Raw genomic sequence first — 14544 nt, forward strand, 5'->3', positions numbered from 1 at the left:
GTAAAACGGTCGCCGGGTTTAACGAGGCTCTTTAACGGGCGCGAGGCGGAACCGAACGGGTACGGCCGCTGCCATCAATGGCGACGAACACGAATACCGCTTCGGTGACTTTGCGCCATTCGCTGGACAGCGGATCGTCGCTCCAGACCTCGACCATCATCTTGATCGAGCTGCGGCCGATTTCCAGTGCCTGGGTATAGAAGGAGAGCTGAGCGCCCACCGCCACCGGAACCAGAAACGCCATGCGGTCGATCGCCACCGTGGCCACGCGGCCACCGGCCACCTTGCTGGCCATCGCGGTGCCTGCCAAATCCATCTGCGCCACCAGCCAGCCGCCGAAAATATCGCCAAAGCCGTTGGTTTCGCGAGGAAGCGCGGTGATTTGCAGGGCCAGGTCGCCTTGCGGGATCGGATCTTCTTGTTCGAGCTCTATCATGCCGGGGGTGCCTCTGACCCGTGACTCTTCATTGGTATTTCAGGTGAATAGCCGTCTTCAAGAAAAACGATTCAGCCCCGAACATACTACGTTCGTCACGTTTTTCGTAAGGCGCCTAAAGGGAAACTCTGCGAAACCGCCTATGAACCTGACAGGCGTTTTCGCACAGCAACCCTTGCAAGCTATTACACAGTTGCGAGTATATCGGTCGGTAGACTCCGATACGACCGTCCGGTTCTCATTTTGACCGTCAAATACGCGCCTCTATGTGCTTTTTCGAACAATTTGCTATCGTGCCGGTCCTGCCCGAGCCCTTGCCAGCGTTGTTGGGGCGGCAGACCTGACTATAAGAGAAGCCCTTGCCATGACCACAGCGCCCTCGAGTATCGCGCAGCCTTCCCAACCCGCACGTCCGCTGACCCGAAGCGACTACAAGACGCTTTCGCTATCAGCCCTGGGCGGTGCGCTGGAGTTTTACGACTTCATCATCTTCGTGTTCTTCGCCACGGTGGTGGGCAAGCTGTTCTTCCCGGCGGACATGCCCGAATGGCTGCGCTTGATGCAGACCTTTGGCATTTTCGCCGCCGGCTACCTGGCACGGCCGCTCGGGGGCATCGTAATGGCGCACTTCGGCGACCTGCTGGGGCGCAAGAAAATGTTCACCCTGAGCATTTTCATGATGGCGGTGCCGACCCTGATCATGGGCCTGCTGCCGACCTATGCGCAGATTGGCATGTGGGCGCCGATTCTGTTGCTGTTGATGCGGGTGATTCAGGGCGCCGCGATTGGCGGTGAAGTGCCGGGCGCCTGGGTCTTCGTTTCCGAACACGTGCCTCAACGCCATATCGGTTACGCCTGCGGGACCCTGACCAGCGGCCTGACGGCGGGCATTCTGCTCGGCTCCCTGGTCGCCACGGCGATCAACAGCATTTACACCCCGGTGGAAGTGTCGGATTACGCCTGGCGGATCCCGTTCCTGCTGGGCGGTGTGTTCGGCCTGTTCTCGGTCTACCTGCGCCGCTGGTTGCACGAAACCCCGGTGTTCGCCGAGCTTCAACAGCGCAAGGCCCTGGCGGAAGAAGTACCGTTGCGTGCGGTGTTGCGTGACCACCGTGGCGCGATCGCCATTTCCATGCTGCTGACCTGGCTGCTGTCCGCCGCCATTGTGGTCCTGATCCTGATGACTCCGACCGTGCTGCAGACGGTCTACCACTTCTCGCCGACCACGGCCCTGCAGTCCAATAGCGTGGCGATTGTGTTGCTGAGCTTCGGCTGCATCATTTCCGGTGCCCTGGCGGATCGCTTCGGTGCGGGGCGTGTCTTCGTCTTCGGCTGCGCCGGACTGCTGGCCAGCTCCTGGACCTTCTACCACAGCCTGGCCGATCACCCTGACTGGCTGTTCCCGATGTATGCCCTGACCGGCCTGCTGGTGGGGACCATTGGCGCGGTGCCTTACGTGATGGTCAAGGCCTTCCCGCCCGTGGTGCGCTTCAGCGGCCTGTCGTTTTCCTACAACGTCGCCTATGCGATTTTCGGCGGCCTGACGCCGATGATCGTCAGCCTGCTGCTCAAGGAAAGCACGATGGGTCCTGCCTATTATGTGGCGGTGTTGTGCGGGGTGGGGATTCTGGTGGGGGCGTATCTCTGGAAGAAAGGGCGCTGATCAACCCTTTGTATCGACAGCACTGACGCCTTCGCGAGCAGGCTCGCTCCCACATGGTTTTGTGTTCGACGCAGATCCTGTGTGGGAGCGAGCCTGCTCGCGAAGAACGATAACGCGGTACCCCGTCAAAACATCGAATACTGGCCTTTCATCCAATTGTCATATTTCAGCCATAGAGTGTTCACACGGCCTGCTGATACTTGGCCCCGACTTAACACACCCTATCTGCTAGGAGTAAGGCATGAAACTGAAGCGTTTGATGGCGGCAATGACTTTTGTCGCTGCTGGCGTTGCGACTGCCAACGCGGTTGCCGCTGTTGACCCTGCTATCCCGAGCTACACCAAGACAACTGGTGTGTCGGGCAACCTGTCCAGCGTCGGCTCCGATACCCTGGCCAACCTCATGACCCTCTGGGCTGAGAACTACAAAAAAGAATACCCGAACGTAAACATCCAGATTCAGGCCGCTGGCTCCGCCACCGCGCCACCTGCGCTGACTGAAGGCACCTCCAACCTGGGCCCGATGAGCCGCAAGATGAAGGACACCGAACTGGCTGCCTTCGAGCAGAAGTACGGCTACAAGCCAACCGCTATTCCGGTTGCTGTGGACGCCCTGGCTGTATTCGTACACAAGGACAACCCGATCCAGCACCTGACCATGGAACAGGTCGACGCGATCTTCTCGTCCACTCGTCTGTGCGGCGCTAAAACCGACGTGAAAACCTGGGGTGACCTGGGCGTGACCGGCGACCTGGCCAACAAGCCGGTTCAGCTGTTCGGTCGTAACTCGGTATCCGGTACCTACGGCTACTTCAAGGAAGAAGCCCTGTGCAAAGGCGACTACAAGCCAAACGTCAACGAACAACCAGGCTCGGCTTCGGTCGTGCAGTCGATCAGCTCCTCGCTGAACGGCATCGGTTACTCGGGCATCGGTTACAAAACCGCTAGCGTGAAAACCGTGGCGCTGGCCAAGAAAGGCAGCCAGGACTTCATCGAAGACACCGAAGAAAACGCCCTGAACGGCAAGTACCCTCTGTCCCGCTTCCTGTACGTTTACGTCAACAAAGCCCCGAACAAGCCTCTGGCCCCGCTGGAAGCCGAGTTCGTGAAACTGATTCTGTCCAAACAGGGTCAGGAAGTTGTTGTGAAAGACGGCTACATCCCACTGCCAGCCAAGGTTGCTGCAAAAGCACTGGCTGACCTGGGTCTGCAAGAAGGCAACAACGTAGCAAAAAAGTAAAACCCTGATCCGGGGTTAGCCCCGGATCTCTGTAGGAGCGAGCTTGCTCGCGATGGTAGTCCAGCCACAGAAAGTGTGTCTGAATGTTCCATCTTCGCGAGCAAGCTCGCTCCTACAAGGCTCAGGGTTGCCATTTTCCGCGGCCCGGCCCTCCCAAATTCTCTGTCCACTGCCAGTTCCCGCTGGCGGCGGATTTGTTGCGTCACTGCACTGTCATCTTTCTGTCATACAGGATCGCTAGGGTGTGCGAATGAATGATCTGGCCAATTCCACAATGACTACAAATCCCCCCAAGCGAATTGATTTCAATACGCCTGAGCTGCAACGCAAGCGCCGCATTCGCGCGCTCAAGGATCGCCTGACTCGCTGGTACGTCCTCGTGGGCGGCCTTGCCGTTCTCGCGGCGATCACGCTGATTTTCTTCTTCCTTGCCTACGTGGTCATGCCCCTGTTCCAGGGTGCCAGCCTGACTGCCAAGGACGCCATCACGCCTGCCTGGATGCAAGATGCCGGCAAGCCGTTGATGTTTTCCCTTGAAGAGCAGAACCAGGTCGCCATGCGGGTTTCCGACAAGGGCCAGGCCCTGTTCTTCGACATCGACAGTGGCGCGGAACTCAAGCGCGTCGATCTGCCGGTGCCTGCAGGCACCAGCGTAACGTCCATCGGCGAAGATCAGCCCGGTCATCCGCTGGTAGCCGTAGGCTTGTCCAACGGTCAGGCCCTGGTGTTCCGTCACACGTATAAAGTCAGCTACCCGGACGGCAAGAAAACCATCTCGCCCGCCATTGAATACCCTTACGGCGAAACCCCGATTGCGCTGAACGAAGCCGGCGGTGCGCTAGAGCACGTCAGCCTCAACGCCAACGATTCGACCCTGATGCTGGTCGGTTCCACCGGTTCGCAACTCAATGTTCTGTCGCTGACCAGCGAAGAAAACATGATGACTGGCGAAATCACCAACGAGCAGAAGCGTATCGACCTGCCGCAAATGACCGAGCCGGTGAAGAACATCTTCGTCGATCCGCGCCAACAGTGGCTGTACGTAGTCAACGGGCGTGCCCAGGCCGACGTCTTCAGCTTGCGCGACAAGAGCCTCAACGGCCGTTACAAACTGCTGGAAGACGGTGAGGCCCAAATCACCGCCAGCACCCAACTGGTGGGCGGCATCTCGCTGATCCTCGGCGACTCCAAAGGCGGTCTGGCCCAGTGGTTCATGGCCCGCGATCAAGATGGTGAGCAACGCCTGAAGCAAATCCGCACCTTCCAGATGGGCACTGCGCCTATCGTTGAAATTACCGCCGAAGAGCGCCGCAAGGGCTTCGTTGCCCTCGATGCCTCCGGCAAGCTTGGCGTGTTCCACAGCACCGCGCACCGCACCTTGCTGGTGGATCAGGTCGTCGAAGGCGAGGGCCTGTTCGGTCTGTCGCCACGGGCCAACCGCGTGATCGTGGAACAGGGTGGCAAGCTGCAACCGCTGCTGCTGGACAACCCGCACCCGGAAGTGTCGTGGAGTGCGTTGTGGAGCAAGGTCTGGTACGAGAACTACGACGAACCTAAATACGTCTGGCAATCGACCGCCGCCAACACCGACTTCGAACCAAAACTGAGCCTGTCGCCACTGACCTTCGGCACCCTGAAGGCAGCGTTCTACGCCATGCTGCTGGCTGCGCCGCTGGCCGTCGCCGCTGCGATCTACACCGCCTACTTCATGGCCCCGGGCATGCGCCGCAAGGTCAAGCCGGTGATCGAGCTGATGGAAGCGATGCCGACGGTGATCCTCGGTTTCTTCGCCGGTCTGTTTCTCGCACCCTATGTGGAAGGGCATCTGCCGGGCATCTTCAGCCTGCTGATGCTGCTGCCGATCGGCATCCTGGTCGCCGGTTTCACCTTCAGCCGCCTGCCTGAGTCGATCCGCCTGAAAGTCCCGGACGGCTGGGAAAGTGCCCTGCTGATTCCGGTGATCCTGTTCGTCGGCTGGCTCTCGCTGTACATGAGTCCGTTCATGGAGAACTGGTTCTTCGGCGGCGACATGCGCATGTGGATCTCCCACGACCTGGGCATCACCTACGACCAGCGCAACGCACTGGTGGTCGGTCTGGCCATGGGCTTCGCGGTCATCCCGAACATCTACTCCATCGCCGAAGACGCCGTGTTCAGCGTGCCCCGTGGCCTGACCCTCGGTTCCCTGGCCCTCGGTGCCACGCCGTGGCAGACCATGACCCGCGTGGTGATCCTCACCGCCAGCCCGGGCATCTTCTCGGCGCTGATGATCGGCATGGGCCGTGCGGTCGGTGAAACCATGATCGTGCTGATGGCCACCGGCAACACCCCGGTCATGGAAATGAACCTGTTCGAAGGCCTGCGCACCCTGGCCGCCAACGTTGCGGTGGAAATGCCGGAGTCGGAAGTCGGCGGCAGCCACTACCGCGTGCTGTTCCTCTCGGCGCTGGTGCTGCTGTTGTTCACCTTCATCATGAACACCCTCGCGGAACTGATTCGTCAGCGTCTGCGCAAGAAATACTCGTCGCTTTAAGAAAGGTAGAAGTCTGTGAAACAGAACTCCCTGAAAGGATGGTTCAAGAGCGGCGCCCCGGGCGTCTGGATCAGCGGTGGCGCGGTGTCCATCGCGGTCATCATGACCATTGGCCTGTTGGCGGTGATTGCCGTGCGCGGTCTGGGTCACTTCTGGCCGGCGGATCTGGTGCACGCCAGCTATGACGTGCCGGGCCAGGCCAATCACCTGGTCATCGGCGAAGTGGTCCAGAAGGAAGAAGTGCCGCGCGCACGCCTGAAAAGCGCTGGCCTGCCGGTGCCGGACGAAGGCCCGGAGTTCATGACCCGTGAGCTGATCAAGGTCGGCAACCGTGACCTGAACGGCACCGATTTCACCTGGATCGTGGGCGAGTGGCTGACCAACCAGAAGACCCCGGTCGAATTGATGGCGCTGGAGCGTCGCGAGTGGGGCAACTTCTACGGCTACCTGGTCAACGTCAAACAGGATGGCAAGGTCATTGCCGAAGGCGAGGCTGCATGGCCCGAGCTGCAAGCGCGGATCAACCGCGTGAATCAGCTGGCCGCACAACTCAAGACCCTGGAAAAGGTCGACATCGGTGCGATCAACGCCGGTCTCGAACGCATCCGCTTGCACGGCCGCAAACTTGAACTGGAAGGCAAGCTTGATCCAGCCGCGCAAGCGGACATGGAATCCGAGCGCGCCGAACTCAATGCCCGCTATCAGGATATCGAGGCTCGTCTGGGTGATCTGCACGCGCAGTTCAACCGCGACAGCCTGACCGCCCGTGATGCCAACGGCAAAGAAATCGAAATCAGCCTCGGTAAAGTGGTTCACGCCTACCAGCCGAACGCCATGGGCATCTTTACCAAGATCGGTTTCTACTTCAGCAAGGTCTGGGAATTCCTGAGCGACGACCCGCGTGAAGCGAACACCGAAGGCGGGATTTTCCCGGCGATCTTCGGCACCGTGATGATGACCCTGATCATGGCGATGATCGTGACCCCGTTCGGCGTACTGGCAGCGGTGTACCTGCGTGAATACGCCAAGCAGAACACCCTGACCCGGGTGATCCGCATCGCGGTGAACAACCTGGCGGGCGTTCCGGCCATCGTGTACGGCGTGTTCGGCCTGGGCTTCTTCGTCTATGTACTGGGTGGCTCGCTCGACCGTCTGTTCTTCCCTGAAGCATTACCAGCACCGACCTTCGGTACGCCGGGCCTGCTGTGGGCTTCTTTGACCCTGGCGCTGCTGGCGGTGCCGGTGGTGATCGTGGCCACCGAAGAAGGCCTGGCGCGGATTCCTCGCACCGTGCGTGAAGGCTCGCTGGCCCTCGGCGCGACCAAGGCTGAAACCTTGTGGAAGATCGTGCTGCCAATGGCCAGCCCGGCGATGATGACCGGCATGATCCTCGCCGTGGCCCGTGCCGCCGGTGAAGTGGCGCCGCTGATGCTGGTGGGTGTGGTGAAACTGGCGCCGTCGCTGCCAGTGGACGGCAACTACCCGTACCTGCACCTGGATCAGAAGATCATGCACCTGGGCTTCCACATTTATGACGTTGGCTTCCAGAGCCCGAACGTCGAGGCCGCGCGGCCGCTGGTGTACGCCACGGCGCTGCTGCTGGTACTGGTGATCGCGACATTGAACCTGTCGGCCGTTTATATCCGTAACCACCTGCGCGAGAAGTACAAGGCGCTGGATAGCTGATACGAATCCTGTGGGAGCTGGCTTGCCAGCGATGGCATCACCGCGGTGTTGCTGGCAGACCGGAGCCGTCTGCATCGCTGGCAAGCCAGCTCCCACAAGGATCGGCGTCAGCCACAGATTTCAGTAACCCATTGGCCAGGCCAGTGGTTCAACGAACCGAATTTGTTAGCACAGGGAGCCTCCCATGCAGCACGAAGCACATACCCACGGCATCAACATGTCGGCCCTGGGTCGCGACAAACAGAGCCTGAGCCTCGAGCAGGAAACCGTAGCCATCGAAGTGCCGGGCCTGAGCCTGTTCTACGGCGAGAAACAAGCGCTGTACGACGTCAGCATGAACATCCCGAAACAGCGCGTGACCGCCTTCATCGGCCCGTCCGGCTGCGGCAAGTCCACGCTGCTGCGTACCTTCAACCGCATGAACGACCTGGTGGATGGCTGCCGTGTCGAAGGCGCGATCAACCTGTACGGCAACAACATCTACCGCAAGGGCGAAGACGTGGCCGAGCTGCGTCGTCGCGTTGGCATGGTGTTCCAGAAGCCTAACCCGTTCCCGAAAACCATCTACGAGAACGTCGTCTACGGCCTACGCATCCAGGGCATCAACAAGAAGCGCGTGCTCGACGAAGCCGTTGAGTGGGCGCTCAAAGGCGCGGCGCTGTGGGATGAAGTCAAGGATCGTCTGCACGAGTCGGCACTGGGCCTGTCCGGTGGTCAGCAGCAACGTCTGGTGATTGCCCGTACCATCGCCGTGGAGCCGGAAGTGCTGCTGCTCGACGAACCGTGCTCGGCACTCGACCCGATCTCGACGCTGAAAGTCGAAGAGCTGATCTACGAGCTGAAGTCCAAGTTCACCATCGTCATCGTGACCCACAACATGCAACAGGCCGCGCGGGTATCCGACTACACGGCGTTCATGTACATGGGCAAACTGGTGGAGTTCGGCGACACCGACACCCTGTTCACCAATCCGGCGAAGAAGCAGACCGAAGACTACATCACAGGTCGCTACGGCTAGGAAGCTGTTGCTGTTCACTGAACTGACGCTGCGGTCCACCGCACCTTACCGGACGCTCCAAGGACGCCAACATGATTAGTAAAGAAGGCCTTACCCACCACATCTCCCAGCAGTTCAACGCCGAGCTTGAGGAAGTGCGCAGCCACCTCCTGGCCATGGGCGGGCTGGTCGAGAAGCAGGTCAACGACGCGGTGACCGCGCTGATCGAGGCCGACTCCGGTCTGGCCCAGCAGGTGCGCGAGATCGACGACCAGATCAACCAGATGGAACGCAACATCGACGAAGAATGCCTGCGCATTCTGGCCCGTCGTCAGCCAGCGGCTTCCGACTTGCGCCTGATCATCAGCATCTCCAAATCGGTGATCGACCTGGAGCGCATCGGTGACGAAGCGACCAAGATCGCTCGTCGCGCCATCCAGTTGTGCGAAGAAGGTGAAGCGCCGCGCGGTTACGTCGAGGTTCGTCACATCGGTGACCAGGTGCGCAACATGGTGCGCGATGCCCTGGACGCTTTCGCCCGTTTCGACGCCGACCTGGCGTTGTCGGTGGCGCAGTACGACAAGATCATCGACCGCGAATACAAGACCGCCCTGCGTGAGCTGGCGACCTACATGATGGAAGACCCACGCTCTATCTCGCGGGTCTTGAGCATCATCTGGGTGCTGCGTTCGTTGGAGCGCATCGGCGACCACGCGCGCAATATCTCGGAGCTGGTGATCTACCTGGTACGCGGCACCGACGTGCGCCATCTTGGCCTTAAACGCATGAAGGAAGAAGTTGAAGGCACCAGCGCTGAAACCGCTAATGTTCCGGGCAAAGCTGACGATAAGTAAGGTTGTCCCAGAGAAGCGCCCGGCCCTTTGGCCGGGCGTTTTCGTTTGCGGCTCACGAATTCGAAAAGCAGCACCCGCGAACGAAAAGTCCCGGCGTGACTGAAGGCTGTGGCAAAGTGCCATCAACAAGGCGGTATGCTTGCCGGGATTTTTTAAAGGGGTTATGGATGAGTAAGGTCAGTGTGTTGGTCGTGGACGATGCCTCGTTCATTCGTGACCTGGTAAAAAAATGCCTGCGTAACTATTTCCCGGGCATGCGGATCGAAGACGCGGTCAACGGCAGAAAGGCCCAGGCCCTGCTGGCTCGGGAAGCGTTCGATCTGGTCCTGTGCGACTGGGAAATGCCGGAAATGTCGGGCCTGGAACTGCTGACCTGGTGCCGTGAGCAAGAAAGCCTCAAAGGCATGCCGTTCGTCATGGTGACCAGCCGCGGCGACAAAGAAAACGTCGTCCAGGCGATCCAGGCCGGGGTCTCCGGCTACGTCAGCAAGCCCTTCACCAACGAGCAACTGATCACCAAGGTCAAGCAGGCGCTGCACAAGGTTGGCAAGCTCGACGTCTTGATGAACACGACGAATACCAAAGCGAGCCCGGCGTTTGCCAACGATTCCCTGAGTGCATTGACCGGCGGCAAGCCTGCGGTGGCGGCGTCGACTGTCGCTGCCTCTGCGCCTGCTGCTGCGGCAGCTGCGCCAGCCCGTGGTGGTTTGCTGAACAGCCCACCGGTCAAGGCACCGGCACCTGCTGCGGCAGTCGGGGGAGGGCGTGGTCAGGGGCAACTGCGCTTGCCGAACGGCATCCAGCAATGCGTGATCAAGGCCTTGAGCCTCAAGGAAGCGCTGCTGGTGGTCAAACGTGCCGACACCCTGCCGCAAGTCCTCGACAGCGCCGTACTCGACCTCGAGCAGGGTGACAACGCTGAAACCGCGCGCCTCAACGGCTACCTGCATGCCATTGTTGCCCACGAACCGAAGCCAGACAGCGAATGGCTGCAACTGACCTTCCGCTTTGTCGATCAGGATGCGCAGAAGCTCGACTACATCTCGCGATTGATTGCCCGGGGTACGGCGCAGAAGCACTTTATTCCTGGCGCGTAATCTTCATCGCCTGTTTGTTCGTCTTCGCGAGCAGGCTCGCTCCCACCTTGGAATGCGTTTCAACTGTGGGAGCGGGCTTGCCCGCGAAGGGGCCATCACCTGCACCACACATCACCCTGATCCACCCATCTTGAAACATCTGCCGACTACGCAGGTCAATTCCGACTGCTAGGCTCCTCCCCAGGCCTTACTCGACAGATCCCTGCCCATGCTCGCGCGCCTGCTGTTCTTCTGTGGTCTTTCCATGGCCTCCACCTCGGCTGTGGCCATGACTATTTACACGTCCACCGACGCCAATGGCGTGGTCTCCTACAGCGATCGGCCCACCCAGGGTGCGCAGGTGGTTGTATTCCGCGATCGCATGGTCGAGCACCTGGAACGTCAGGTGTACCTCGATATCAAGAAGCTGAAGGGCATGGACAGCGTGTATGTGCGCAATGACCTATATGCGCCGGTGGAAGTCGAATTGAGCTTCGCGGGGTTGAACAACGTCAGTGGTGCGCCGGGTCGACCGATCCGTCGGGTGATGCCGGCACGCAGCAGCATACGCCTGGCGCTGCTCAAGGCTTCGAAACCCGGAAGGCCGCTGGTGTACACCCCAAGGTTCGAATACTCCCTGGGCGACCCGTCGGGGGCCACCATGGCCTATCGCTACCCGCTGCCCTGGCGAGGCGGGCCGTTTCGGTTGAGCCAGGGGGCCAATGGCCAATACAGCCACTACGGGCCGAAGAACCGTTACGCCATGGACATCGCCATGCCCGAGGGCACGCCGATCATTGCTGCCCGTGGCGGGGTTGTGGTGAAAACCGAAAACGGCCAGACCGGACGCGGCAACGATCCGTCGGGCAATTTCGTGCGGGTGTTGCACGATGACGGGACCATGGGCGTGTACCTGCACCTGAAAAAAGGCTCGGTCAGCGTTCGTGAGGGGCAGCGGGTGGCAGTGGGTAGTGCGCTGGCACTGTCGGGTAATACCGGCAACAGCAGCGGGCCGCATCTGCACTTCGCGGTGCAGCGCAATACCGGGATGGGGCTGGTGTCGATACCGTTCCGGTTCAATCAGCCGGTGGAGGTGTTGCCCAACTTTGAAATGGGCAAACAGTGATGAATTGCCTGTTCTGACGCCTTCGCGAGCAGGCTCGCTTCCACATTGGAGTGCATTTCAATTGTGGGAGCGAGCCTGCTCGCGAAGGGAGCGATGCCGATTCAGATCAGTCAATCAATCCAGCATCAACACCTTGGCCAAAACAATCTTCGGCCCTTTCATCTTCTTGATGATGATCCGCAGGCCTTCGACCTCCAGCACTTCTTCCTCTTCCGGCACTCGCTTGAGGCTTTCGTAGACCAGCCCGGCGAGGGTTTCGGCCTCGACGTGGTCCAGATCGATGCCCAGCAGCCGTTCGACCTTGAACAACGGCGTATCGCCGCGCACCAGCAGTTTGCCCGGCTGGTACGCGAGGATCCCGCGTTCGGCCTTGCGGTGTTCGTCCTGAATGTCGCCCACCAGCACTTCCAGCACGTCTTCCATGGTCAGGTAGCCGATGATGTTGCCATCGGCCTCTTCAACCACGGCGAAGTGCGAACCGCCTTTGCGGAACTGCTCCAGCAACTGCGACAGCGGCATGTGCCGGGAAACACGCTCTAGCGGACGGGTCAGTTCGGCCAGGTTGAACGACTCGGGAATGTGATCCAGGGCCGCCAGTTCCAGCAGCAGGTCCTTGATGTGCAGCAGGCCGACGAACTCCTGGCGCTCGCTGTCGTACACCGGATAACGGCTGAACTTGTGGCGACGGAACATCGCCAGGATTTCCTTGAGCGGAGCGTTGAACTCCAGGGTCACCAGGTCTTCGCGAGAGTTGGCCCAGTCGACCACTTCCAGTTCGCCCATTTCCACCGCCGAGGCCAGTACGCGCATGCCCTGGTCGCTCGGATCCTGACCACGGCTGGAGTGCAGGATCAGTTTCAGCTCTTCACGGCTGTAGTGGTGCTCGTGGTGTGGGCCGGGTTCACCTTGCCCCGCGATGCGCAGGATCTGGTTGGCGCTGGCATTGAGCAGGTAGATGGCCGGGTACATCGCCCAGTAGAACAGGTACAGCGGCACCGCCGTCCACAGCGACAGCAATTCGGGTTTGCGAATGGCCCAGGATTTCGGGGCCAGTTCGCCGACCACGATGTGCAGGTACGAAATGATGAAGAACGCGGTGAAAAACGAAACCGCCTTGACCACTTCGGCGGAATCCACGCCTGCGGCACTCAGCACGGGAGCCAGAAGGTGGGCGAACGCCGGTTCGCCGACCCAACCCAGGCCCAGGGAGGCGAGGGTGATACCCAATTGGCACGCCGACAGGTAAGCATCGAGCTGACTGTGCACGGTGCGCAGGATGTGCCCGCGCCAGCCGTGCTGTTCGGCGATGGCTTCGACCCGGGTCGAGCGCAATTTGACCATGGCAAATTCCGCCGCAACGAAAAAGCCGTTGAGCAAAACCAGGATCAGAGCAAAAAGAATCATGCCGAAGTCGGCGAATATTGTTGCGAGGGACAAGCCAGGGGAAGGGTCCATGATGGAGTTTTGCGGGTTCCGTGTATGCGAAAGGAAAGAAAAATGTGCGCCTGAAAAGCAGGCGCAAGTCAGCCAATGTAGCGGCTGACCGTCCGGTTGCCTAGTGGCGCGTGCTGGCCGGTATTAATCGGTAGTGCTGATAACCCGGGATTTGCTGACCTGGGCAGGGGCGAAATGGCAGGTAAAGGTGCTGCCATGGCCCGGTACGCTGCTGATCTCCATGCGCGCGCGATGGCGCAACAGCACGTGTTTGACGATCGCCAGTCCCAGCCCGGTGCCACCGGTGTTGGAGTTGCGGCTGGAGTCGACGCGATAGAAGCGTTCCGTCAGGCGCGGCAGGTGTTTGCTGTCGATGCCGATACCGGAGTCCTGCACGCTCAGGTGTGCACCTTGCTCATCACCCCACCAGCGAATGCGGATGTGGCCTTCAGCCTGGGTGTACTTCACCGCGTTGAACACCAGGTTGGAAAACGCGCTGCGCAGTTCCGCTTCGCTGCCCTTGAGCAAAATCGTCGGGTCGGCTTCCAGGCTGATTTGCTGGTTTTTCTGGCCCGACAGCTGTTGCGCATCGCTCCTGATCGATTGCAGCAAGCCGTCGATGGCCACGGGCTGGTTGTCCGACGGGTAGTCGGTGGCTTCCAGTTTGGCCAGCAGCAGCAAGTCATTGAGCAAGGTCTGCATGCGCCCGCCCTGTTGCTGCATTTGCTGCAGGGCACGGGTCCAGCGCGGGTTCACTTCCTCGACGTTGTCGAGCAGGGTTTCCAGGTAGCCGCAAATCACGGTCAGCGGCGTACGCAATTCATGGGAGACGTTGGCGATGAAGTCTTTGCGCATTTGCTCAAGCTGATGGATGCGTGTGACATCGCGCACCAGCATCAGGTGTTCATTGTTGCCGTAGCGGGTGATGTACAGCTGAATGCGCATCCGGTCGTTGGTCGGCGAGGGGATTTCCAACGGCTCGGCGTAGCTGTCCTGCTCGAAATATTCCTTGAAGCGCGGATGACGCACCAGGTTGGTCACCGGCTGGCCGCTGTCCTGTGGGGTCTTGAGGCCCAGCAGGGTCTCGGCGGCGCGGTTCCACCATTCCAGGTTGCCGTCGCTGTCGAGCATCACCACGGCGTCTTTCAATGCAGCGGTGGATTCCTGAACCCGGTCGATCACGGCTTGCAGGCGCCCACGCACCCGTTGGTCGCGACGTTGCAGGTGATAGATGCTGTCAAACACCTCGCCCCACAGACCGTAGCCATCGGGCGGTGCTTCGTCGGGTTTGTGCAGGCGCAGCCATTCGTGCAGGCGCAGCAGTTGCTTGAGGGTCCAGGCCAGGTAAACACCCAGCCCCGCAGCAAGGCTCCAGCCGTAGTAGCCGGTGATCAAGCCGATCACCAGGCAGGCGGTGACCAGTAGCAGCATGTGGCGAATCAGGGTGCCATGCCAGTTTTGGTTCACTTGAACGCGCGTCCTTGTCTACTTCTAAAGCG

11 protein-coding genes are annotated in these 14544 nt (G+C 60.3%); 8 read left to right on the forward strand and 3 right to left on the reverse strand.

Annotated elements, in window-relative coordinates; translation table 11 throughout:
* Positions 1-31 precede the first annotated feature (31 nt).
* A complete protein-coding gene (locus HNQ83_RS00945) occupies positions 32-436 on the reverse strand; it encodes an acyl-CoA thioesterase (protein ID WP_007942704.1) in 405 nt (134 codons plus the stop codon).
* A gap of 364 nt (positions 437-800) precedes the next feature.
* On the opposite strand from HNQ83_RS00945, the gene HNQ83_RS00950 reads away from it, so the two are divergent.
* The 8 genes from HNQ83_RS00950 (at position 801) to HNQ83_RS00985 (ending at position 11611) form a co-directional block, all read left to right on the forward strand.
* Positions 801-2099 (forward strand): MFS transporter, encoded by a 1299-nt coding sequence (locus tag HNQ83_RS00950; RefSeq protein WP_175387251.1) that lies wholly within the window; start codon positions 801-803, stop codon positions 2097-2099.
* Between the two features lie 241 nt (positions 2100-2340).
* Positions 2341-3339, forward strand: coding sequence for a phosphate ABC transporter substrate-binding protein PstS family protein (locus tag HNQ83_RS00955; RefSeq protein WP_175387252.1), 999 nt, complete (start codon positions 2341-2343; stop codon positions 3337-3339).
* A gap of 499 nt (positions 3340-3838) precedes the next feature.
* Complete coding sequence (locus HNQ83_RS00960) at positions 3839-5872, forward strand: ABC transporter permease subunit (protein WP_175387370.1); 2034 nt, start codon at positions 3839-3841, stop codon at positions 5870-5872.
* Positions 5873-5887: 15 nt separating this feature from the next.
* The gene (gene pstA, locus HNQ83_RS00965; RefSeq protein ID WP_175387253.1) at positions 5888-7558 is read left to right on the forward strand and encodes a phosphate ABC transporter permease PstA; all 1671 of its coding nucleotides are present in this window, start codon (positions 5888-5890) and stop codon (positions 7556-7558) included.
* A 184-nt stretch (positions 7559-7742) separates the two neighbouring features.
* Positions 7743-8576, forward strand: coding sequence for a phosphate ABC transporter ATP-binding protein PstB (gene pstB / locus HNQ83_RS00970; protein ID WP_175387254.1), 834 nt, complete (start codon positions 7743-7745; stop codon positions 8574-8576).
* 71 nt (positions 8577-8647) lie between these two features.
* On the forward strand, positions 8648-9409 hold the full coding sequence (phoU, locus tag HNQ83_RS00975) for a phosphate signaling complex protein PhoU (RefSeq protein WP_008073516.1): 762 nt from the start codon (positions 8648-8650) through the stop codon (positions 9407-9409).
* 167 nt (positions 9410-9576) lie between these two features.
* Positions 9577-10506: a response regulator gene (locus tag HNQ83_RS00980; RefSeq protein WP_175387255.1), complete on the forward strand. Its 930-nt coding sequence runs from the start codon at positions 9577-9579 to the stop codon at positions 10504-10506.
* A 208-nt stretch (positions 10507-10714) separates the two neighbouring features.
* Positions 10715-11611: a peptidoglycan DD-metalloendopeptidase family protein gene (locus tag HNQ83_RS00985; RefSeq protein WP_175387256.1), complete on the forward strand. Its 897-nt coding sequence runs from the start codon at positions 10715-10717 to the stop codon at positions 11609-11611.
* 114 nt (positions 11612-11725) lie between these two features.
* On the opposite strand, the gene HNQ83_RS00990 is transcribed toward HNQ83_RS00985, so the two are convergent.
* Together HNQ83_RS00990 and phoR are read right to left on the reverse strand one after the other, a co-directional pair.
* Positions 11726-13066, reverse strand: coding sequence for a hemolysin family protein (locus tag HNQ83_RS00990; protein ID WP_175387257.1), 1341 nt, complete (start codon positions 13064-13066; stop codon positions 11726-11728).
* Positions 13067-13189: 123 nt separating this feature from the next.
* Complete coding sequence (gene phoR, locus HNQ83_RS00995) at positions 13190-14476, reverse strand: phosphate regulon sensor histidine kinase PhoR (RefSeq protein WP_178131794.1); 1287 nt, start codon at positions 14474-14476, stop codon at positions 13190-13192.
* Between the last annotated feature and the right edge of the window lie 68 nt (positions 14477-14544).

This window comes from Pseudomonas sp. C2B4 (assembly GCF_013359695.1).
In the GTDB taxonomy this organism is placed as follows: domain Bacteria; phylum Pseudomonadota; class Gammaproteobacteria; order Pseudomonadales; family Pseudomonadaceae; genus Aquipseudomonas.